The 20,748-nt window shown below is 45.5% G+C and carries 22 protein-coding genes, 3 tRNA genes and 1 pseudogene; 14 read left to right on the top strand and 12 right to left on the bottom strand.

Translation table 11 applies throughout. From position 1 onward, the window contains the following. Positions 1–237: 237 nt before the first annotated feature. The 4 genes from DXE44_RS04480 to ftsB are packed head-to-tail and all read left to right on the top strand — an operon-like array spanning position 238 to position 4,465. Positions 238–1,899, top strand: coding sequence for a CTP synthase (locus tag DXE44_RS04480; protein ID WP_114652952.1), 1,662 nt, complete (start codon positions 238–240; stop codon positions 1,897–1,899). 9 nt (positions 1,900–1,908) lie between these two features. Then, positions 1,909–2,772, top strand: a complete 864-nt coding sequence (gene kdsA, locus DXE44_RS04485) for a 3-deoxy-8-phosphooctulonate synthase (RefSeq protein ID WP_114652954.1) — start codon at positions 1,909–1,911, stop codon at positions 2,770–2,772. A gap of 34 nt (positions 2,773–2,806) precedes the next feature. Beyond that, positions 2,807–4,093, top strand: coding sequence for a phosphopyruvate hydratase (gene eno, locus DXE44_RS04490; protein WP_114652956.1), 1,287 nt, complete (start codon positions 2,807–2,809; stop codon positions 4,091–4,093). A gap of 21 nt (positions 4,094–4,114) precedes the next feature. After that, positions 4,115–4,465 carry a cell division protein FtsB gene (ftsB, locus tag DXE44_RS04495; protein WP_114652958.1) on the top strand — a complete coding sequence of 117 codons (351 nt, stop codon included), beginning with the start codon at positions 4,115–4,117 and terminating at the stop codon, positions 4,463–4,465. Here ftsB and hslO read toward each other — a convergent pair. Then, positions 4,451–5,416 carry an Hsp33 family molecular chaperone HslO gene (gene hslO, locus DXE44_RS04500; RefSeq protein ID WP_114652960.1) on the bottom strand — a complete coding sequence of 322 codons (966 nt, stop codon included), beginning with the start codon at positions 5,414–5,416 and terminating at the stop codon, positions 4,451–4,453. The genes ftsB and hslO overlap by 15 nt on opposite strands. 67 nt (positions 5,417–5,483) lie before the next feature. Between hslO and gltX the strand changes: the two genes are divergently transcribed. The 4 genes from gltX to DXE44_RS04520 all read left to right on the top strand — a co-directional run bounded on the left by gltX (position 5,484) and on the right by DXE44_RS04520 (position 7,293). After that, entirely contained in the window at positions 5,484–6,887 is a 1,404-nt protein-coding gene (gltX, locus tag DXE44_RS04505) for a glutamate--tRNA ligase (RefSeq protein ID WP_114652962.1), read from the top strand. An 81-nt stretch (positions 6,888–6,968) separates the two neighbouring features. Continuing rightward, positions 6,969–7,044: transfer RNA gene (locus DXE44_RS04510), tRNA-Ala, on the top strand. Between the two features lie 40 nt (positions 7,045–7,084). Further along, positions 7,085–7,160, top strand: a tRNA-Glu gene (locus tag DXE44_RS04515). Between the two features lie 56 nt (positions 7,161–7,216). Further along, positions 7,217–7,293: transfer RNA gene (locus tag DXE44_RS04520), tRNA-Asp, on the top strand. Positions 7,294–7,342: 49 nt separating this feature from the next. Here the strand turns inward: DXE44_RS04520 and DXE44_RS04525 are convergent. The 4 genes from DXE44_RS04525 to DXE44_RS04535 form a co-directional block, all read right to left on the bottom strand. Beyond that, positions 7,343–8,215 (bottom strand): 3'-5' exonuclease, encoded by an 873-nt coding sequence (locus DXE44_RS04525; protein ID WP_197712838.1) that lies wholly within the window; start codon positions 8,213–8,215, stop codon positions 7,343–7,345. Between the two features lie 39 nt (positions 8,216–8,254). Next, positions 8,255–8,401 (bottom strand): hypothetical protein, encoded by a 147-nt coding sequence (locus DXE44_RS10085; protein ID WP_162785878.1) that lies wholly within the window; start codon positions 8,399–8,401, stop codon positions 8,255–8,257. Positions 8,402–8,478: 77 nt separating this feature from the next. Next, positions 8,479–9,309, bottom strand: coding sequence for a M48 family metallopeptidase (locus DXE44_RS04530; RefSeq protein ID WP_174221117.1), 831 nt, complete (start codon positions 9,307–9,309; stop codon positions 8,479–8,481). A gap of 29 nt (positions 9,310–9,338) precedes the next feature. Next, a complete protein-coding gene (locus DXE44_RS04535) occupies positions 9,339–9,938 on the bottom strand; it encodes a hypothetical protein (RefSeq protein ID WP_114652964.1) in 600 nt (199 codons plus the stop codon). A gap of 152 nt (positions 9,939–10,090) precedes the next feature. Here DXE44_RS04535 and DXE44_RS04540 point away from each other — a divergent pair. From DXE44_RS04540 to DXE44_RS04555, 4 genes and pseudogenes are all read left to right on the top strand, one after another. Further along, a pseudogene (locus DXE44_RS04540) lies at positions 10,091–10,829 on the top strand (hydroxypyruvate isomerase family protein). An 88-nt stretch (positions 10,830–10,917) separates the two neighbouring features. Beyond that, a complete protein-coding gene (locus DXE44_RS04545; protein WP_415065178.1) occupies positions 10,918–11,814 on the top strand; it encodes a 2-hydroxy-3-oxopropionate reductase in 897 nt (298 codons plus the stop codon). Positions 11,815–11,823: 9 nt separating this feature from the next. After that, complete coding sequence (locus tag DXE44_RS04550) at positions 11,824–12,411, top strand: YqiA/YcfP family alpha/beta fold hydrolase (RefSeq protein WP_114652968.1); 588 nt, start codon at positions 11,824–11,826, stop codon at positions 12,409–12,411. A 185-nt stretch (positions 12,412–12,596) separates the two neighbouring features. Beyond that, complete coding sequence (locus tag DXE44_RS04555) at positions 12,597–13,439, top strand: DUF3108 domain-containing protein (RefSeq protein ID WP_197712839.1); 843 nt, start codon at positions 12,597–12,599, stop codon at positions 13,437–13,439. Between the two features lie 9 nt (positions 13,440–13,448). On the opposite strand, the gene DXE44_RS04560 is transcribed toward DXE44_RS04555, so the two are convergent. The 6 genes from DXE44_RS04560 to mltG all read right to left on the bottom strand — a co-directional run bounded on the left by DXE44_RS04560 (position 13,449) and on the right by mltG (position 18,327). Beyond that, positions 13,449–13,889: an ion channel gene (locus DXE44_RS04560; protein ID WP_114652971.1), complete on the bottom strand. Its 441-nt coding sequence runs from the start codon at positions 13,887–13,889 to the stop codon at positions 13,449–13,451. Between the two features lie 76 nt (positions 13,890–13,965). Continuing rightward, complete coding sequence (locus tag DXE44_RS04565) at positions 13,966–14,667, bottom strand: ankyrin repeat domain-containing protein (RefSeq protein ID WP_114652973.1); 702 nt, start codon at positions 14,665–14,667, stop codon at positions 13,966–13,968. Further along, positions 14,664–15,452, bottom strand: a complete 789-nt coding sequence (locus DXE44_RS04570; RefSeq protein ID WP_114652975.1) for a TatD family hydrolase — start codon at positions 15,450–15,452, stop codon at positions 14,664–14,666. Before DXE44_RS04570 ends, DXE44_RS04565 begins: the two co-directional genes overlap by 4 nt. 11 nt (positions 15,453–15,463) lie before the next feature. After that, complete coding sequence (locus tag DXE44_RS04575) at positions 15,464–16,606, bottom strand: DNA polymerase III subunit delta' (protein ID WP_114652977.1); 1,143 nt, start codon at positions 16,604–16,606, stop codon at positions 15,464–15,466. After that, on the bottom strand, positions 16,607–17,245 hold the full coding sequence (tmk, locus tag DXE44_RS04580) for a dTMP kinase (protein WP_114652979.1): 639 nt from the start codon (positions 17,243–17,245) through the stop codon (positions 16,607–16,609). Beyond that, a complete protein-coding gene (gene mltG / locus DXE44_RS04585; RefSeq protein ID WP_174221118.1) occupies positions 17,242–18,327 on the bottom strand; it encodes an endolytic transglycosylase MltG in 1,086 nt (361 codons plus the stop codon). The genes tmk and mltG overlap by 4 nt, the downstream gene beginning before the upstream one ends. Positions 18,328–18,372: 45 nt before the next feature. Here mltG and ygfZ point away from each other — a divergent pair, with 45 nt between their 5' ends. Both ygfZ and DXE44_RS04595 read left to right on the top strand, forming a co-directional pair. Further along, positions 18,373–19,353, top strand: coding sequence for a CAF17-like 4Fe-4S cluster assembly/insertion protein YgfZ (ygfZ, locus tag DXE44_RS04590; protein ID WP_114652981.1), 981 nt, complete (start codon positions 18,373–18,375; stop codon positions 19,351–19,353). Positions 19,354–19,380: 27 nt separating this feature from the next. Next, positions 19,381–20,238: an NRDE family protein gene (locus tag DXE44_RS04595; protein ID WP_114652983.1), complete on the top strand. Its 858-nt coding sequence runs from the start codon at positions 19,381–19,383 to the stop codon at positions 20,236–20,238. Between the two features lie 19 nt (positions 20,239–20,257). Here the strand turns inward: DXE44_RS04595 and DXE44_RS04600 are convergent, their stop codons facing one another. Beyond that, on the bottom strand, positions 20,258–20,743 hold the full coding sequence (locus tag DXE44_RS04600; protein WP_114652985.1) for a PaaI family thioesterase: 486 nt from the start codon (positions 20,741–20,743) through the stop codon (positions 20,258–20,260). Positions 20,744–20,748: the final 5 nt, after the last annotated feature.

Consider the following 20,748-nt stretch of genomic DNA (forward strand, 5'->3'; position numbering starts at 1 on the left):
GCAAATTCTGCTGAGTTTGAGTGGTTGATCAACGATTTGGCAATTTCCATCATAGGGGGAGGGCTAGGGGCGCTCCAATACCTCAAAAATCGACATGCAATTAGAAAAAATTAGCTCAGAAAATAGGTCAATATTTATGAGTCAGCCCCAGAGGCCCATATGTAATTGGAAGGGGAAAGAATTTATGCCCAAAGAGTGGCTATCGTTATAATTACTTTTTCCAACAGAGCTTAAGCGATGACCAAATACGTTTTTGTCACTGGTGGTGTGGTTTCTTCTTTAGGGAAAGGAATCGCAGCTGCCTCGCTTGCCGCGATTCTTGAATCCCGCGGCCTGAAAGTCACCCTCCTAAAATTAGACCCTTATATCAACGTTGACCCTGGGACCATGAGCCCGCTTCAACACGGCGAAGTCTTTGTAACCGAAGATGGCGCAGAAACGGACCTCGATCTGGGTCACTATGAACGCTTTGTCTCGGCAAAGATGCGTAAGAGTAATAATTTCACTACTGGCCAGATTTATGAGTCCGTGATCAGCAAAGAGCGTCGCGGTGAGTATCTCGGTAAAACTGTTCAGGTGATTCCCCATATTACGAATGAGATTCAAGCATTTGTAGAGCGTGGCGTAAAAGCAAGTCATGATGGCAATGCTGATATTGCAATCTGTGAAATCGGTGGAACAGTAGGGGACATCGAGTCTTTGCCGTTTCTTGAGGCAGCACGCCAGATGAGTATCCGTCTGCCAAGACATAGTTGCGCCTTTGTGCACCTGACTTTGGTTCCTTACATTGCTAGTGCCGGGGAGTTAAAAACAAAACCAACCCAGCATTCAGTACAAAAGTTGCGCGAAATCGGCATCATGCCAACCGTACTATTATGTCGCGCAGATCGCCCCATCCCAGAAGATGAGCGCTCTAAGATTTCACTGTTCTCTAACGTACGCGGAGAGGCTGTGATTTCAGTATGGGACGTTGCTACTATCTATAAGATTCCTGAAATGCTTCAAGCGCAGGGAATGGATGATTTGATTTGTCGTGAATTGGATATCGAAGCTAAGCCTGCGGACTTATCGGTTTGGGCGAATTTAGTTTATGAATTAGCAAACCCACAGCATGAAGTAACGATTGGTATGGTGGGCAAGTATGTTGAGCTAACCGAATCTTATAAGTCACTGATTGAAGCCTTGCGTCATGCAGGTATTCACAATCACACACGCGTCAATATCAACTACATTGACTCCGAAGTGATTGAAAAAGATGGCGTAGATTGTCTTCAAAATTTAGATGCTATCTTGGTCCCAGGCGGATTTGGTAAACGCGGCACCGAAGGTAAAATTGCCGCCATTCGTTATGCCCGAGAGAATAATGTTCCGTACCTTGGAATTTGTTTAGGTATGCAGTTGGCCGTGATTGAATTTGCGCGCCATGTTGCCAATATTGCTCAGGCAAACAGTACTGAGTTTGATCCAGATACCGAGAGTCCAGTGGTTGCTTTAATTACCGAGTGGGTTGATCGTGAAGGTCGCGTTGAGAAACGTACTAACGATTCTGACCTAGGTGGCACTATGCGTTTAGGTTCACAGCGTTGCCCAGTAAAGGCGGGCACCTTAGCTCATGAAATCTATGGCCCTGAAGTCAACGAGCGTCATCGTCATCGTTATGAAGTCAATAATCTTTATGTACCGCGTCTTGAAAAGTCTGGTCTGATTATTTCTGCTAGAACACCAAATGAGTCTCTACCTGAAATGATGGAGTTACCCAACTCTATTCACCCTTGGTTCTTCGGCGTGCAATTCCATCCAGAATTCACATCGACTCCACGTGATGGTCATCCATTGTTTTCTGCCTTCATTAAAGCGTCATTAATTCATCAAGCTGCTACTCAAAAGCAAGCAGCCTAGGAGAAATAGATGAGTGCATTTAAGTTATGCGGTTTTGATATCGGTTTAGATCATCGCTTCTTTTTGATAGCGGGTCCTTGCGTCATTGAATCAGAGCAATCTGCTTTAGATATTGCTGGCGAGCTTAAAGAAATAACTACTTCACTAGGCATTCCATTTATCTACAAATCTTCTTTTGATAAAGCCAATCGTTCATCTGGAACCTTTTTTAGAGGTTTAGGCATGAAGAAGGGGCTTGAGATTCTTGCCCGCGTTAAGCGTGAAATTGGTGTGCCAGTGTTGACCGATATTCATGACATTAGTGAAATTGCACCGGTTTCAAAAGTGGTTGATGTTCTGCAGACGCCAGCTTTTTTATGTCGTCAAACTGATTTCATTCGAGTTTGCGCTCAAAGTGGTAAGCCAGTGAATTTCAAGAAGGGTCAATTTTTATCCCCTCATGAAATGCTGAACGTAATTGATAAAGCTCGTGCGGCGGCGGCTGAGGCTAATCTTGCAGATCAATTTATGGTGTGTGAGCGCGGCGCTTCATTTGGTTACAACAACTTGGTTTCAGATATGCGTAGCTTGGCCATTTTGCGCGAAGCTAAGGCTCCAGTTGTATTTGACGCCACTCATTCAGTTCAATTACCTGGTGGTCAAGGCAATGCAAGTGGTGGGCAGCGTGAGTTTGTGCCAGTACTTGCCCGTGCTGCTGTTGCTGTTGGTATCAGTGGCTTATTCATGGAAACGCATCCAGACCCAGCTAAAGCACTTTCAGACGGCCCGAACGCTGTTCCGCTTAATCGCATGAAAGAGTTGCTTGAGTCTTTAGTGGCGATTGATTCCGTTGTTAAAAAGCCGGGTTCATTTTTAGAAGATAGTTTCAAGTAACACCCCAAATTCATTTTTACTTAGGAGAAGGTGCGTGAGCGCCATTGTTGACATCATCGGTAGAGAAGTTTTAGATTCACGCGGCAATCCCACGGTTGAGTGCGATGTTTTGCTTGAGTCAGGCGTTATGGGGCGTGCGGCTGTACCATCAGGCGCATCAACCGGTTCACGTGAGGCCATTGAGCTTCGCGATGGAGATAAAGAACGTTACTTGGGTAAAGGCGTTCTGAAGGCTGTTCAAAATATTAATATCGAGATCGCTGAATCGATCTTAGGTCTGGATGCAAGCGAACAGGCATTCCTTGATCACACCTTGATTGAATTGGATGGCACACACAATAAAGCCCGCTTAGGTGCTAACGCAACTCTAGCCGTCTCTATGGCTGTAGCACGCGCTGCTGTAGAAGAAGCTGGCTTGCCTTTGTATCGTTATTTTGGCGGATCAGGCAGTATGCAGTTGCCAGTCCCAATGATGAATATCGTCAATGGTGGTGCTCATGCAAATAACAGCTTGGATATCCAAGAGTTTATGGTGATGCCTGTCGGCGCTCAAAGTTTCCGTGAAGCTTTACGTTGTGGCGCTGAAATCTTCCATGAGCTGAAGAAAATCATCGGCGCACAAGGCATGCCAACTACAGTTGGAGATGAGGGCGGCTTTGCCCCGAACTTTGAGAGCAATCAAGAGTGCCTACAGACGATCATGAAGGCTATTGAGGGTGCTGGATATCAAGCCGGTGAAGATGTCCTATTAGCCTTGGATTGTGCCGCTAGTGAGTTCTATAAAGATGGTAAGTACCATTTATCGGGCGAAGGCTTGCAGTTAAGCTCAAGTGAATTCTCAGACTACCTTGGCAATTTAGCGGATCAATTTCCAATCGTATCGATTGAGGATGGTATGCATGAGAGCGACTGGGATGGATGGGCTGACATTACTCAAAAATTGGGCAAGAAAATCCAATTAGTTGGAGATGATCTCTTTGTTACCAATACGCGCATTCTCAAAGAAGGTATTGAGAAAGGGATTGCTAACTCTATCCTCATTAAGATTAATCAAATTGGTACATTGACTGAGACCTTTGCTGCAATTGAAATGGCTAAGCGTGCTAATTACACTGCAGTGATTTCTCATCGCTCCGGTGAAACAGAAGACAGCACTATTGCTGATATTGCTGTTGGCACGAATGCTGGCCAGATCAAGACTGGTTCTCTGTCTCGCTCTGATCGTATTGCTAAATACAACCAGTTATTGCGTATTGAAGAAGATTTGGGCGATGTTGCTACCTACCCAGGAAAATCTGTTTTTTACAACCTCAAGCGCTAATCACTCGCTGGTTTTTAGTCTATGCGTATCGCCATCTACTCTATGCTGTTATTGCTGATTGCAATACAGTATCCACTTTGGTTGGGTAGGGGTGGGTGGCTCAAGGTTTATGAAATGGAGAGGCAGCTCGATTTGCAGCGGGCTAAAAATAGCCTGCTCAGCTTGCGCAATGCCAAACTCACTGGTGATGTGAAAGATTTAAAAGAGGGTACCCGCGCAATTGAAGAACGTGCTCGTGTTGAGCATGGCATGATTAAGGATGGTGAATTTTTCGTTCAAATTTTGCCAACTGAAAAACCCACTGCAAATGATGCAGATGGCGTGAAGCCAACAAGCACTAAACGCTGGTACTGTTTCCTAGTGACCGCTTGATGGCGGCCTCGTTGCATCTGTTAACAAATCTGTTTTAAAAACTTGCCCACAATCAACGGCGTCAAAGCGATAGGCCTTGGCACAAAAATCACACTCAGTCTCTACCGCACCTTGCTCTGCAAGAATGCTTTCAACCTCCTCTTCGCCCAGCATTCTGAGGACATCGGCCACCTTGGCGCGCGAACAACGACAACTAAAACGAACAGGGCGAGCTGGGAAACTGCGGACACCACTTTCTACTGACTCTTCCAAGAAAAGTCGACGCAGTATGGTTTCGGGCGAAAGGGTTAGCAATTCTTCATTTGTAATCGTCTCACCAAGAGTCTGAATTCTGGTCCAGCCTTCAGCTACAAGTTGCGGATCTAGGTGGGTATGATCCCCAGAGTCAGGTAAGCGCTGCAAAAGCAACCCACCTACATGGGTGTCGTTTGATGCCAGCCAAATCCGGGTATCTAGCTGCTCTGAATTTTGCATGTACAAAGCAATGGCTTCAGCAGCACTAGTAACGGGCTTAATAACCGTGCCACGATGCTCTTGGAGGGCCACAATGCCTTGATAGGGCGGTTGACTGGGCTGACGGTCCGAAGGGTCTAGGGTAATGACGAGGCGACCAGTATTGTCTGCGTCTAGTAATTCACCTAGCGTGGCGTTGGGATCAATACTATCTGCCTCTACGGAGAGTTTGACTGTGGCGCGCATAGTTAGATCAGATTTGCATTCAACCACGAGAAGCTGAATAGGACCTTTACTCTGGGCTTGAATAATCAAGGTCCCATCAAATTTAAGGCTGGCGCTCAAGAGGGTCGCTGCGCCCACAAAGTCACCCAGCATTCGGCGCACTACAGGAGGATCATTACGACGCTCCAAAACGGCCTGCCAGGCACTACTAATGGAAACAATTTCCCCACGGACCGGGGCGCCATCACACATAAATACAAGTAATTCGTTCATAGGTGAAAGTATCCACTTTTTTCAGAATTGAGTCCTAAATGGCCAATTTCTAAGCTGACCTGAGATAATGTCATTTATGCAAATACGTACACGATTCGCCCCCAGTCCAACGGGCTTTATTCATTTGGGCAACCTGCGCAGCGCTTTATACCCATGGGCTTTTGCTCGCCACAATAAGGGTGACTTTATTCTGCGCATCGAGGATACCGATATTGAGCGTTCTACCCAAGAAGCGGTAGACGTCATCATTGAGGGTATGGCCTGGCTTGGCCTTGATTTGGATGAGGGCCCGATTTACCAGATGCAACGCATTGATCGTTACCGTGAAGTTGTGAAGCAGATGTTGGATGCTGGTCTTGCATACCCTTGTTATATGAGCGAAGAAGAGCTTAATAAGCTCCGCGACCATCAGATGGCCAATAAAGAAAAGCCTCGCTATAACGGTCAATGGCGCCCAGAGCCAGGAAAAACACTGCCAGCAATACCTGAAGGTTTTCTGCCGATAATTCGCTTTAAGAACCCTATAGGTGGATCCGTTATCTGGGAAGACGCAGTTAAAGGCAAAATCGAAATTAGCAATGATGAGTTGGATGATTTAGTGATTGCTCGACCCGACGGCACTCCGACCTATAACTTCTGCGTTGTGGTGGATGATCTCGATATGAACATCACCCACGTCATTCGCGGTGATGATCATGTGAATAACACGCCTCGCCAAATCAATATCATGAAGGCGCTTGGCGGAACACCACCGGTATATGCCCATTTACCAACAGTCCTCAATGACTCTGGCGAAAAAATGAGCAAGCGTAATGGCGCTATGAGCGTGCGTGATTACCAAAAAGCAGGTTATTTGCCAGAAGCCATTCTGAATTACCTGGCAAGGTTAGGGTGGTCCCATGGTGATGCGGAGATTTTTACTAAAGAGCAGTTTATTAATTGGTTTGATCTAGACAGTCTCGGCCGCTCACCCGCACAACATAACCCTGAAAAATTACTTTGGCTTAATCATCAATATATTCAGAATGCCGATCCCGCTATCTTGGCAGAGGCCACTAAGCCATTCGCTCACGAGTTAGGCATCGATACAGAAAATGGTCCAGACTTTGTTCAAGTCGTGGGATTATTGAAAGATCGTGCTAACACACTGATAGAAATTGCAGAAGGCGCAAAGCTTTTTTATCTACCTGCACCCGCACATAGTGCAGAGCAAATCACTGCAAACATTCCCGCTGAAATCATCCCGGCATTAAAAGATTTGATCGAGGCGGTTAAATTAGCAGAGCATACAAAAGCAGCTTATGGGCTTGCTTTTAAAGAAGTTTTAGCCAAGCACCAGATCAAAATGCCAGCCTTAGCTATGCCTGTTCGCTACGCCTTATTTGCGACAACACAGACCCCGGCGATTGATTCTGTCATGGTTGTTTTGGGTAAGGATGAGGTCGTACAAAGGCTTTCCAAGGTCGTCTAGAGCATAATTTGCGTCCTCCTACAAAAATAGGATAAAATCTTAGATTGATTTGAGTGTCTTGTAGATTTTTAACGAGATTACGGGGGTATAGCTCAGCTGGGAGAGCGCTTGCATGGCATGCAAGAGGTCAGCGGTTCGATCCCGCTTATCTCCACCAAGCATTTAAAATAGCGGTATTAGTTTTAGCAGTAGTCCAGGTCCCCATCGTCTAGAGGCCCAGGACATCACCCTTTCACGGTGAGTACGGGGGTTCGAATCCCCCTGGGGACGCCAAAATTTTTGGCTAGTTGTGAGCAGTAAGTAGTGACACAAGTAGCACTCGCTGTATTGGAGCGGTAGTTCAGTTGGTTAGAATATCGGCCTGTCACGCCGAGGGTCGCGGGTTCGAGTCCCGTCCGCTCCGCCAATAACAATAAAAAAGGGCCTTTTGGCCCTTTTTTATTTCCCCATCCCTATCAGTAAGAAAGTCTTGCATAGGGTGTTTTCTTGGAAGCTTCAATCGCTTGCCCAAGCGTAATAATCCCACGCTCTTCCAATAGAGGAACTAGCTTTAAAAATACTTGCGCTGTAGCGACTGCATCAGAGCAGGCATTGTGACGATGCTCAATTTGCACCCCTAAGAGCGCCATACTGGATTCCAGGCTATGAAGTGGCTGATTTGGGTAGGTTACTGCTGAAAGCAACAAGGTATCAATAACAGGTTGCTTAAAGGCGATATGGATTGACTGCTCTTTTAACTGCAAAAACCGCATATCAAATGCAACGTTATGGCCAAGTAGTACGCTGCCATCGCAAAACTCATAAAAAATTGGTAACACCTGATCAATGGTGGGCTTTCCATCTACTTCTGTTTGGGTTATTCCATGAATTTTGATACTCTCTGCAGAAATTGAGCGCCTTGGGTCAATGAGGGCTTCAAAGGTCTCATCGGTATGGATCTTTTCACTGGAGACTTTTAGTGCACCAATCTGAATAATTTCATCGCCATGACTCGGTTGCAAGCCCGTTGTTTCAGTATCAAACGCTGTGTAAATAAGACTCGCCAATGGCCTATCCAATAGTGAGGCATCTGCCGATCTATCACATAGTGATTGATAGATGGAAATCTGCTCTTTAATTTTTTCTTCAATCTCATCAATCTTGTGATCCCGTTGATCAGCCAAGCGATTCATGGCATGAATGACTTCACGCAATTCTGGTGGACCCTGAAGTTCAAGGCGCAATTCTCGATTGCTATTGAGCATAACTTTAAGGCGCTCTGAGGTAGCGGCAATACCAGTGACATATGTATTAAACAGTCGATTGAGCACCACAAAGCCCAATATCAAAGCACCTAAGGTGAGCGCAACTCCAAGAGGAAAAAGCTGCTATAAATACTGAAGAAAAATAGCGCGGTGCTCCTCGACCCCTTCGAACCAAGCATATGAGCCAAGTGCCAAAAAGGGGCCTGACATTAGCACTGCCATGACAATAACGGCAATTAAATAACGCTGCCGAGCTGTTAGCTTTTCCATGAATTCCCCCTTGATAGATTATGCTTATTCCGGTGACAGAATCGATCTATCACACTTAAATGTACTCTATTGAAGAGTTATATCTTTTTTTGATTACTTGAAGGCGGTTTAGGTGCCGCTTTGTAGATGGGCTCAACCGCTGGCATTAGAGCAGTTAATTGTTCAATACGAGTTTCGCCAGAAGGGTGTGTTGATAGGAACTCAGGAGAGCTTTTATCTTTGGTGGCTCTTAGCATCTTTTGCCATACGCTAATTGCACCCCTGGGGTTATAGCCTGCTCTTGCTGCCAACTCCAACCCAATTGCATCTGCTTCAGACTCATTCTCTCGTGAGTTAGGTAAAACGATTGCGTAGTGGGCCACCTGATTGGCAGCGCTTACTGCAGAACCATAGGGGCCAGCTAGAACTGAAGCAATATTTACTAATACATTTTGCGCTACCGCTTGAGATACGCGCTCCCTACCATGCTCTCTTAATGCATGGGCAATCTCATGACCCATGATGGCAGCTATTTCATCATCATTAAGATTGAGTTGTTCAATTATTCCGGTGTAGAAAGTAATCTTTCCACCAGGTGCGCAGGTAGCATTCAGTATTGGCGCATCAATGAGGGTTAGTTGCCAATCCCATTGCCTGGTGTCATCTCTAAATGCCTCAGTCTGGGGAATTAACCTATTGGCAATCAACTTTAAGCGATTGTAAGTAGGCCCAGAGCTAACCAGTATATTTTTCTCTTTTGCTTTTTGATTCTGTTCGCTGTAACTTACAGCAGAAAGGCGATTCACCTCTTCGGATAAAGCCATCATGAACTGTGATCGGTTTACGCCAACTGCTCCCGGGCGAGTGGTGTTAGCACAAGCTGAGAGTAGGGCGACAAGTGCAAGGACCCAATAGATGCGAATGCTCAAATGAGATCCCTGCGTTTACTCAATACTTTTTACTTCTTTTTCGGGGTGGTGATAGATGCAGCCATTGCATCAAAATAAATCACCTTAACTTGTTCGCCAACATTTACATCGGCTAACAGCTGCGGGTTCTTTACTGTTACGACGGTAACTTTCCCACTAGGTCCCTTAACGGAAACAAGCTTCTTAGGGCGGTCTACAGCAATGATGTCAGCAATGATGGTAGTGGTGTTGGTAATCGTGCGCGTTGGCTTTTCACCGGGCTTAGAGGCAACCTCAGAGGAAGTTTCCACTTTGCTACGAATTCCATCACTCTTAGTCTTGATCAGTTCAATTGCAACAGCGAGTTGATAGGTTACGCTCAGCTGGTCACCTTTTTTGATTTGATCAAAGTTTTTGATCTCAGGGCCTGCAACGAATTTGGATTCACCTTCATTGTTTTTAAAGAAAATTGTGCGTGTTTTCTTATCAATCTTAGTAACGGTACCCTCATACAGCTGAAAAATATTGTCAGTAACAGCAGCATCAACCACAACCGCATTTGGTGCGCTAGAGGTTTGAGCCATTGTGAGTGCAGGGCCTGCTAAAAGGGCGGCGGCTACAAGGGTAACTGGGGTGAATTTGATTTTCATAACTTTCCTTAATAATGTGTATTTCTAACATGATATTAGCGTATTTTTACCCCCAAATTCACTTAAAGTGCCATCCCATGGTGCTCAAGGAAATTTATAAGCATCTTTGACAACATCAGTCCTTTCAGAGTGATTCAAGCTAAAGGAATTCCATGCCCCGTTTTGCTGCTAACCTCACCATGCTATTTAATGAAGTCCCATTCTTGGAGCGTTTTGCGCTAGCCAAGACCGGCGGGTTTAAGGCTGTTGAATTTCTCTTTCCCTATGCATTTGATGTTCAGGCGATTAAATCAGCTCTAGACCACAATGCCCTAAAGCTGGCACTGCATAACCTACCTGCTGGTGATTGGGAAGCGGGAGAACGCGGTATTGCGTGTTTGCCTGATCGGGTTGCAGAATTTCGCCCTGGGGTTACTAAAGCAATTGAATACGCCACCATTTTGGGTGTGCCCCAGCTCAATTGTCTTGCTGGAAAGGTTCCTGCAGGATCAGCCCCAAAGGCGTTGCACGATACCCTGGTTGCTAATTTGCAATACGCTGCTGGCGAACTTAAAAAAGCGGGCTTGAAGCTCTTGATTGAGCCCATCAATACCTTTGATATCCCAGGCTTTTACTTATCTAAGACAGAGCAGGATATTGCTATTTTGGATGCTGTTGGTGCAGATAACGCCTTTTTGCAATACGATCCAAAAGTACTTTAGCCGTATCGCCCACATTCAGATAGCCGACAATCCAGGTCGCAATGAGCCCGGCACCGGTGAAATTAACTACGACTATCTCTTTGGTTTATTAGATCGACTAGGATACAGCGGCTACATCGGTTGCGAATACAAACCTCTCAAATCAACTGAAGCAGGTCTTGGGTGGATGGGTCCGTATGAGCAAGAATAAGCTAGCAGTAGATAAAAAATTGGTGAATCAATATTGAAATAAAGCGGCAAATTAGTAAGTCAAATAATTAATAACTAAGGATGACATGATGAGCAAGTTAAAACTAGGTTTTGTTGGATTAGGAATTATGGGTGCCCCGATGGCAGGCCATTTAGTGGCCGCTGGTCATGAAGTATTTATTACCACCCGTAGCAAAATTCCAGAAGAGCTAGCCAATAGCGCTGCAATTGCTTGCTCTAGCCCAGCAGAGGTCGCCAATAAAGCAGACATCATTATCACCATGGTGCCAGATACCCCTGATGTGGAAAAAGTTCTCTTTGGGGATCATGGCATTGCCCAAGGTTCAACGGCTGGCAAGATTGTTGTCGATATGAGTTCAATCTCTCCGATTGCAACTCAAGAGTTTGCCAAGCGTATTAATGCCCTAGGCTGTGAGTACGTGGATGCTCCCGTCTCTGGCGGCCAAGTGGGGGCAAAGGCAGCGAGCTTGACCATCATGGTAGGCGCTAGTGAAGCAACTTTCGCAAAGGTCAAACCCGTCTTTGAATTGATGGGCAAAAATATCACCTTAGTTGGTGGCAATGGCGCTGGTCAAATTACTAAAGTAGCCAATCAAATTATTGTTGCTTTAAACATCGAAGCGGTTGCTGAAGCCTTGGTATTTGCTGCTAAAACGGGTGCCGATCCTGCTAAGGTGCGCGAAGCACTAATGGGAGGCTTTGCCAGTTCCAAGATATTAGAAGTTCATGGTGAGCGTATGATCAAGCGCACTTTCGATCCTGGCTTCAGAATTGAATTCCATCAAAAAGATCTAAACCTCGCACTCAGTAGTGCTAAAGCATTAGGCGTATCGCTACCCAATACTGCTACAGCGCAAGAATTGCTCAACTCTTGTACTGCACATGGTGGTAAAGCTTGGGATCATTCAGCCATGGTCAAGGCGCTAGAGAAAATGGCGAACTTTGAAATTGGGCAGAAAGCTTAAGGCGCACTGATGAGAAGAACTCTGTTGGTTTACCTTCATGGCTTTCGTTCCTCACCAAACTCCACCAAGGCGATCATGACTGGTGAGGCGGTGAGGGCGCTTTCAAATAATGAAAATAGCTATGAATGGTATTGCCCACAATTACTGGCATCACCAAAAGAAAGTATGGATATGGTGATTAAGCACATTGATCAATCTCAGGCTGATCGCATAGTGATTATTGGATCATCTTTAGGTGGATTTTATACAAACTACCTTGCTGAAAAATATCAATGCAAAGTTATTGCACTCAATCCTGCTGTGTATGCAGCCAGGGAATTGGAACCGCATGTGGGCATGATGACAGCATATGACAGCGAAGAACCTTTCGACTTTAAAGCTGAATATATTGATCAATTGCGTAATCTACAAGTCGAGTCCATTTCCAATCCAGAGCGATATTTTTTAATTGCCGCAAAAGGTGATGAGCTCCTCGATTGGAAGGAGATGTCTGCTTTTTACCCGGGTGCAAAACAGCTTATCCTTGAAGGAAGTGATCATGGAATTGCTGACTATGCCAACCATCTTCCGGCGGTGATCGACTTTATCGAGCATTAATGTCTTGATTGATTTTTTTGGCGATCTGCTTGCATCTATTCGCAGAAAATCTCTGTGGATTCTGATTGCCACAATTTTTCTATCTATTGCTGGTCACCTCATTTTATTTTTCGGGATACCTTTTCTTTCGTTTAGTAGCGCACCGGCAATATCAGAAGATCTCATCATCAAAACAGATCTACGAGTTGAGCCACCGAAGAAGATTCAACTCTCAATTCAACTCTCGCGCGCCAAAAAAAAGAGCGCAGCCCAAGAGCGCCAACGCAGTTTCAGCGGACCCATTACCCGATGCCGACGGTGATGGCAAAGGAAAGCAGGGTGGTCCGGGGGATCAATCAGGCCAAGCATTTCAATTGCCCGAATCTGGTACTTATTATTTTGATGCTTATGTAGATGGACAGCTTTACCAAACGGCGCAACTTGATTGGATTGCAGAAGGTAATCAATACCGTCTTTACATCAATATCCCTTATGCAGTGGTTGGGCCATTTGTATTTGAATCCCGTGGCTCAGTCGATGCATACGGAATTGCTCCGGCAATTTACTGGACTAAGCGCGGTGACAAGCCGCCTAGGCACTCTCGATTCGATCGCGATGGTCAGGGCAGTGGAAATATGTTCTTCTCAGAAAAGCCTAATCACACTCCAGAAATTGTTCCCGGTACACAAGATCGATTTAGCCTGATGTTTCAATTGGCATCATTGCTAAATGGAAGCGACAAAATTGATGAGGCAGGGTCGATTCGCGGTATTCCAGTAGTCGATTACGACACCTTAGAGATGTGGCAATTTAAAAGCTATGGCGAAAACGCGTCAGAGGACATACCCAGCCTTGGTAAGTCAATCAATCGCCACTATGCATTGATGCAACGTGAAAGCAGCCCCTACAAACGCCAAGTCGATATTTGGTTAGCAAAAGATTTGGATTCGCTGCCCGGCAGAATGCGCTCACTAGAATCAAATGGTCGGGTGCTTGAGTTAGTCTTTAAGCAAAGAGCGCCTATTGACAGCTCTAAGCTCATTAACTAATCGGTCGGCCTAAAACCCTGAGCCTGATTTAGGGTTTTGAGGCTTTCCCAGTAAGGCGCCCATCATGGTGTAAAGTGCGGCACCAGAGAGGGATACCGCAAATATTCCACTAAATGAAGTGATGATGGGAATGATTTTCCAGCGCTCGATCAATGTGTAATCACCGAAACCAACGGTTGTATACATCTCCCCAGCGAAATACAGCGTTTGGAGGTTGGTAGGAAAAACTTGTAAGCCAATACAGATGTAGGTCCAGGCAATGATTTCTAGAAGATGTATGCCAACAATCAATAAGATGACTATGAAGTAGGACAAAAAGTTAGCACCATAAACCCGCTTATTTTCTAACTCGCTATTGCCTACGTCGGTATTAACCTCAGAAAACAGATTGCTAATACTGGGTAGGGAGTTTAGGCCTGGAAGCCTTTCTAATAAATTACTAAATGCCATAGTTGATACCAAGACTTTCTAGATTCATTTCTTATTTGACATAATAATGATTATACGCAATTAACAAGAATATCAATTATGTAGGTGACTTCTTTGGACCGCCTGGATAAGGCTCTTTATAAAGCTTTTGCCATCTTGATGTCAGGCCATCACGAATATCGTCTTTACCAAATAACTGCGCTATATCAATCGCTGTGTAGCCTTCATGATTTCTTAAACTCAAGTCGGCGCCGTTATCTAGCAAATACTTAATAAGCCCTTCATTCCCAGACCCTATAGCCATCATGAGAGGCGTCGTTTCGCTAGGACTAAAGGCATTGACCTTAGCTCCATGGGCCATTAAAAATTGAACAATTTGTAGATGCCCGTTAGTAGCCGCATAGTGAATTGGTGCCCAGCCGCGCTTATTCACAGAAGCCTTCTTTTCCAGAACCAACATCTTGACTGTTGGCAGATCACCATCAAACGCGGCCATCATTAGGGCGTTTTCACCGCTCTTATTAGCCAAATTGACGTTAGTTGCTGGGTTGGCAAGGAGTAAATCAGTTACTTTCTTGGATTTATCGCGAATAGCAACGATCAACATGGGATTGCCCTTGGGATCCAAGGTATTTGGACTAAGGCCAGCTTTGAGCAAGGACTGAACCTCAGAAACATCATCAAACTTAGCGGCCTTTGTAAAGTCATCGATTTGATCAGCCGTCTGGGCAAACAAGCCACTAGAAAGGCACAGTGTGACTGCATTTACAGCAAAAATTAATTTAAATGAATTTCTCATGAAATTGCTCTATTTATATGAAAACACTGGAAAAAATTACTAGAAGTACTCTCTGCAATCCCTTCAACAGAAACGCCCTTAAGGTTGGCTACAAATTCACCCACCTTGGAGACCCAGGCTGGCTCATTGGTCTTGCCGCGATAAGGAATTGGGGCTAAATAAGGTGAATCGGTTTCAATCAACATGCGATCCAGCGGGACTTGTTTGCAGGTTTCCTGAAGATCTTTGACGCTTTTAAAGGTCACAATACCTGAAAACGAGATGTAAAAGCCCATCTCGATGGCTGCCTTAGCTACCTCAGCAGTTTCTGTAAAGCAGTGCATGACCCCGCCAACTCGATCAGCACCCTCCTCTTTTAGGATCTTGAGGGTATCCACTGAAGATGAGCGCGTGTGGATGATGAGGGGCTTTTGGGATGCTACGGCGGCTCTGATATGGGTCCTAAATCGCTCTCTTTGCCATTCCATGGATTCGTAGCTGCGATCACCCATGCGGTAGTAGTCCAAACCAGTCTCACCTATAGCAACGATTTTGGGATGTTTGGCCTCTTCAACCAAAAATTCAAAGCTAGGCTCTGGCGTGTCTTCGTAATCCGGATGAACTCCAACCGAGGCAAATAAATGAGCATGATCCTCAGCAAGTTTTCGTACTTTGGGGAAATCAGGAATATCAACCGAAACGCAAAGCGCGTGACTAACCTTGCAGGCAGCCATATTGGCTAAAACCTCAGGAAGTCTGGCTTGAAATTCTGGGAAATCGAGATGGCAGTGTGAGTCTATGAACATGACTCGCCATTTTAATCTTCAAATACCTGCTGGAACTGAGAAAGTAAGGCTTCTAATTGAATGCGAGTTGCCAAAGGGTGATTTTCATGACGCCGCGCCTGTGTTAAAGACTTCCAGAAGCGAAGCAACTTTGGTAGGCAGACCTGTTTAGCTAGGGCCTTAATTGAGTCCTCATGCTTTGGGTAATAACGGGGTGAGCCTAATTGAGCGCAACTCTGCAGGTCTGAGACCCAGCGCTGCATAGTTGTCAGCAGAACTGAATAGCGTGCCTTTTGCGTCTTATCTGCAGCATCCAACCAATTGATGCGAGCGCCCTGCGACATTGCCTGCAATAAATATCGCGAGGCTTGGATAGCTATAGTGAGCTCATCCTTTTCATCTTTGTGACGCGCCTTCAAGAAATCAAACACTGCGTAAGGCGCCCCACCCTGTTCATCATAGATGGACTCAATATCGGCATCACTTATTTTTAGGTCAGGTACTTTATTAAGTTGAGCGTGCAACCAAATTAAGCCACTTAATCGATCTGGTCGTGGCGCAGACAATAAGCGACAACGAGAGCGAATCGTTGGCAAAACACGATCAAGGCGATCAGCAAGCAAAATAAAGATCGTATTCTTGGGTGGTTCCTCGAGAGACTTCAATAAAGTATTCGCAGAATCTGGCCTCAGCATTTCTAGTGGATAAACCAAAATTACTCGATTCCCACCCCGGTGAGATCCAATCGATAGCCCTTCAATTGCACTTCTAGCGTCCTCAATGGAAATACTTTTCTTCTCTTTCTTCTCGGGCCCATCACTATCACTGTCAGCTTGTGCGGCCTTAGTTTTTTTAGGGGTGTCAACCTCAGAATCAAAGTCACCATGAGGCAAAAGTTTGCGATGTGTCTCAGGCACGAGGGCAATAAAGTCAGGGTGATTTCCCGAATCAAACCACCGACAAGCTTCGCATTGATTGCAGGGTTTCGCGTTTGATGAGGACTCACATAAAAGCGCTTTAGCTAATTCAATAGAAAACTCAAACTTTCCAATACCTGATTGACCATGAATCAATACTGCATTTGGAAATGCAGTTAAATCAAGCCCAGCCCAGATGGGTTCAAGCCAAGGCGCTATTTTCTTAGCCGACTCAGTTGGAAATATCAGATCACTCATTTAGAGTTTGATCTCCAGTGCTTCAAGCTCGCTCCAAATTGCATCTGGCGTTTTGGTGGCATCAACAAGATAAAAGTGTTTTGGATCAGCCTTTGCTCTACGAAGATACTCTTGACGTACCTTCTCAAAAAAATCCAAATCCATCTTCTCAAATTTATCAGGTGCCCTCACCTTGGATCTTCTAGCTTCGGCAATTGAGCCGGGTAAATCAAAAAGAAAAGTTAGATTCGGTTGAAGTAATGTGCCGTCTGGACGCCCCTGCACCCACTGTTCCAAATCATTTAACTTGGTCAAGCTTAAGCCCCGTCCTCCGCCTTGATAAGCAAAGCTAGCATCGGTAAAGCGATCAGAAATAACAATCTTTCCGGCCTTCAATGCGGGCTCTATTACTTGAGCAATATGTTCACGACGAGCTGCAAACATAAGTAAAGCTTCAGTTTCTAAATTCATGGGGGCATCAAGCAATAAGGCTCGTAGCTGTTCACCTAATTGAGTGCCGCCCGGCTCCCGAGTCATAACAACTTCACGGTCAGCATAGCGCTGTTTTAAGAGCTGACTAAATGATTCAATGTGCGTGCTCTTGCCGGCACCATCAATACCCTCAAAACTAATGAAATAACCTGGAAATGGAGTCGTCATAAAGATTGTTGTGAATTCGGTTTAGTTGGGCCACTACGTTTACGTTGAAATTGGTCAACGGCGCTTTCATGCTCTTTTAATGTTTTTGAAAAATGGCTGCTGCCATCACCTCGTGCCACAAAATAAATTGCATCACTCTTTGCTGGATTAATTACGGCTTGGAGAGACTCTTTGCTTGGCATGGCTATTGGAGTGGGTGACAAACCTTTACGCATATAAGTATTGTAGGGACTGTCTTTACGTAAATCTGCTTTTCGAAGATTACCGTCAAATCGAGGCCCAATACCGTAAATCACCGTTGGATCAGTCTGCAATGGCATATTCAAATCCAGTCGATTGATAAATACTGCGGCAACTAGGGATCGGTCGCTAGACCGTCCAGTTTCCTTTTCCACTATTGAGCCCAGGATGAGAAGCTCATAGGGGGATTTAAGTGGTAAGGCGGCATTTTTTTGCTCCCAAACGGCATTAAGCTGCTTTTGCATTGCCTGTGAAGCCCTTCTGTAAATGGAAATATCGGGGTCATCTGGGTCAAAAATATAGGTATCTGGATAAAAAAGTCCCTCATCACCTGGATAGAAGAGGCCAAGAGCTTGCAATAACTCCTTTGAGCTCATGCCTTTGGTTTGATGTATCAATGCTGGGTGATTGTCAATGAGAGCTCTCAGCTGCCATATAGTCATGCCGGGAATAATTGCTATGCTCTCTCGCACTCGATCACCTCGTGCAATCTGCAACAGGATATTCCCAAGACTAGCGCGGGGAGGTAGTAGATAGGTTCCCGGTTTCAGCTTTGAGCCAACTAATAACGCTCTTGCGGCTATCTGAAAGGTCAACACATTGGACGATATGCCCTGTGCCGCTAACTGCTTGGAAATAGAGGGTAGGCCGAATTGAGGGGCAATCTTAATTTTGTAAGCAGAACCCCCTGAAACATTTGATGCAGATGGGACGACAGGCCACAAAAAGATGGTCCCGTACACCAAAATCAGAATAGCAAGCAGGTAAAGTCCGTAGGTTTTCCATCCCCCACCGTTGGAATGCTTTATGAAAAGAGTTCTTCGCTGAAATTTTCTGCTCATCAAGCTATGATAAAAGCTCATGACCTTAAGCCCTAAAACCCCCCAATGCCAACAACCTTTTTGAACCATGGATTCTCTGTTTTGCCCAATTGGGGCTTGATTCTGGTCGAAGGGCCTGATGCGGCCACCCTTCTCCAAAGTCAGCTCAGTAATTCTGTTTTGGGTCTGAAGCGCACTTTTTCAGGAGAAATAGCGCAAGGGCTAGGCTCGGTTCGTCTAGCGGGTTATTGCAGTCCTAAAGGACGTCTCTTAGCTAGTGCTTGGCTTGGCTTGTTTCCTGAATCCACTGACTCAGATGATCGCTTTGCACTCTTTGTTTCTAAAGATATTGCCGCTAGTATTGCCAAGCGATTGGCGATGTATGTTTTGCGGTCAAAAGTCAAAGTTTCGGATGCCTCAAATGATTGGGAAATTTTTGGCGCATATCGAGATGATCAAAATCTCGAACCAGCTTATGAAGTTGATCACTCTCTTTCGTTGCGGATGCCAGATGTTTCAATCGCCAATCACACATTTGAGCGCTTACTCATTGCTAAAAGAAAATCTGAATCCAGCGAATCGTTGATTCAGGTTGATGCATTAGAGCAATGGAACTCCCTAGAGGTGTTGAGTGGAATTCCTCGAATTGTCTTAGCCACTCAAGAGCAATTTGTCCCACAAATGGTCAATTTTGAATCCGTAGCAGGCGTTGATTTCAAGAAGGGTTGTTACCCTGGACAAGAGATTGTTGCCAGAAGCCAATACCGGGGTGCGGTTAAACGTAGACTGCAACTCGCCCATAGCAATTTAAGTTCCTCTGCTCTAGATTTTGCCAAACCAGGGGTAGAGTTATTCCACGAAAGTGACGCTACTCAGCCATGCGGCATGGTGGTACTTGCAGCCACTAACCCAGAAAATGCAGATCGTATTGATTTTCAGATCGAATGTAAGTTGGATGCTCTTGAGACTGGGGAAATCCATCTAGGCATGCCTACCGGCCCTGTGTTAAAAATGGACATATTGCCCTACCCCTTATTAGAAATTTAATTTCATCATTAGCTCAACTATTACCTTATGCGCCTAATTCTCTTTGCTTGGAAGTCACATCCAGACTACCCTTTGGTAGTAGCAGCAAATAGAGATGAGTTTTATGAGCGTGACACTGACCCCCTGGGTTGGTGGGAAGAGCACCCTCATGTTTTGGCTGGAAAAGATCGAGCTGATGTTCTAGGTAGCCCAGGAACTTGGCTAGGTTTTACTAAAACAGGTCGCTTTGCTGCGCTAACTAATGTCAGAGCGCCTAGTGAAAAAAATCCAGACGCCAGAACACGCGAGGAGCTTAGCCTTCGATACCTGACTGGTCAGCATAAGCCACATGCTTATGTTCAAGAAAACGCAAAGCGATTTGATCAATACAATGACTTCAATCTACTCATGGCAGATCTCAGTGATCCTGAGAACGCTGAAATGCATTGGGTAAGTAATCGCCTAATGATGGGTCAACATATTCGCCCAAGAAAAGTTTTTCCAGAGCAAGCTCTTAGCCCTGGCGTCTATGGTCTATCGAATGCTATGCTCGACACACCATGGCCTAAAGTTAATCACCGAGTGGCAGCATTTGCTCAAACATTAGCAATGGATAGTGGGCAACTTAGAAACGCAGATCACTACTTACGTGTATTGGCCGATACCCACGAAGCCAGCCCACAGGAGCTGCCCAGTACTGGCGTGAACCCAGATTGGGAAAGAGCCCTATCAGCAGCATTTATCAAGACGCCTTCTTACGGAACACGTTCGAGCACCATTTTGCGTGTTCGCAAAGATGGTCAGTTTGAAATGGTGGAAAGACGGTTTGATGCCAATGGTACTGTGGGGCACGATGTTGTGACTGGAGAGCTCAGCTCTGTCCCAGGATCAAACCTCTCGGTATAGACATTTGATCAACACTGCATCATTTCTGCTGACGCGAATCTTCATTGATGACTCGTTCGCCATTCGCATCTTTAGTGGCGAGTCGTTTTAGAAACTGAAACGTTCCTGTTGCCATACAACAGATCTCACCCTGATCGTTGTAAAGTTTAGCCTCGCAAAAAGCCATTGTGGCAGTACGTCGAACAGTATCAGCCTTTACGCGCAAGATGCCATTGGCAGCCTGCATAAAGTTATTTTTCATCTCCACCGTCACGACACTGCGATCCCCCGGATCGCTAGACCGAGCGGCAACCGCCATAGCCACATCCATCAGCGTAAGTAATACGCCGCCATGCGCTACATCCCAGGTATTAGTATGCTCAGGCTTGAGGGCGAGCAGTATTTCACCTTTACCCATTTCGGCACTGATAAGGCGCACACCAAGCAGTTTCAAAAAAGGGACGTTGGGCTCTTCACCCAGATTGGCAAGCTGAGTTGCCGCATTCAGTTGTACTTTATTTGTCATAGGGA

It is taken from the genome of Polynucleobacter necessarius (assembly GCF_900095175.1).
In the GTDB taxonomy this organism is placed as follows: domain Bacteria; phylum Pseudomonadota; class Gammaproteobacteria; order Burkholderiales; family Burkholderiaceae; genus Polynucleobacter; species Polynucleobacter necessarius_I.

Excerpts from the sequence above, each read along its gene's own strand:
- DXE44_RS04480 (WP_114652952.1), top strand. The coding sequence starts at position 238 with ATGACCAAATACGTTTTTGTCACTGGTGGTGTGGTTTCTTCTTTAGGG.
- kdsA (WP_114652954.1), top strand. The coding sequence starts at position 1,909 with ATGAGTGCATTTAAGTTATGCGGTTTTGATATCGGTTTAGATCATCGC.
- ftsB (WP_114652958.1), top strand. The coding sequence starts at position 4,115 with ATGCGTATCGCCATCTACTCTATGCTGTTATTGCTGATTGCAATACAG.
- hslO (WP_114652960.1), bottom strand. The coding sequence starts at position 5,416 with ATGAACGAATTACTTGTATTTATGTGTGATGGCGCCCCGGTCCGTGGG.
- gltX (WP_114652962.1), top strand. The coding sequence starts at position 5,484 with ATGTCATTTATGCAAATACGTACACGATTCGCCCCCAGTCCAACGGGC.
- DXE44_RS10085 (WP_162785878.1), bottom strand. The coding sequence starts at position 8,401 with ATGGAAAAGCTAACAGCTCGGCAGCGTTATTTAATTGCCGTTATTGTC.
- DXE44_RS04535 (WP_114652964.1), bottom strand. The coding sequence starts at position 9,938 with ATGAAAATCAAATTCACCCCAGTTACCCTTGTAGCCGCCGCCCTTTTA.
- DXE44_RS04545 (WP_415065178.1), top strand. The coding sequence starts at position 10,918 with ATGAGCAAGTTAAAACTAGGTTTTGTTGGATTAGGAATTATGGGTGCC.
- DXE44_RS04550 (WP_114652968.1), top strand. The coding sequence starts at position 11,824 with ATGAGAAGAACTCTGTTGGTTTACCTTCATGGCTTTCGTTCCTCACCA.
- DXE44_RS04560 (WP_114652971.1), bottom strand. The coding sequence starts at position 13,889 with ATGGCATTTAGTAATTTATTAGAAAGGCTTCCAGGCCTAAACTCCCTA.
- DXE44_RS04565 (WP_114652973.1), bottom strand. The coding sequence starts at position 14,667 with ATGAGAAATTCATTTAAATTAATTTTTGCTGTAAATGCAGTCACACTG.
- DXE44_RS04570 (WP_114652975.1), bottom strand. The coding sequence starts at position 15,452 with ATGTTCATAGACTCACACTGCCATCTCGATTTCCCAGAATTTCAAGCC.
- DXE44_RS04575 (WP_114652977.1), bottom strand. The coding sequence starts at position 16,606 with ATGAGTGATCTGATATTTCCAACTGAGTCGGCTAAGAAAATAGCGCCT.
- tmk (WP_114652979.1), bottom strand. The coding sequence starts at position 17,245 with ATGACGACTCCATTTCCAGGTTATTTCATTAGTTTTGAGGGTATTGAT.
- mltG (WP_174221118.1), bottom strand. The coding sequence starts at position 18,327 with ATGAGCAGAAAATTTCAGCGAAGAACTCTTTTCATAAAGCATTCCAAC.
- ygfZ (WP_114652981.1), top strand. The coding sequence starts at position 18,373 with ATGCCAACAACCTTTTTGAACCATGGATTCTCTGTTTTGCCCAATTGG.
- DXE44_RS04595 (WP_114652983.1), top strand. The coding sequence starts at position 19,381 with ATGCGCCTAATTCTCTTTGCTTGGAAGTCACATCCAGACTACCCTTTG.
- DXE44_RS04600 (WP_114652985.1), bottom strand. The coding sequence starts at position 20,743 with ATGACAAATAAAGTACAACTGAATGCGGCAACTCAGCTTGCCAATCTG.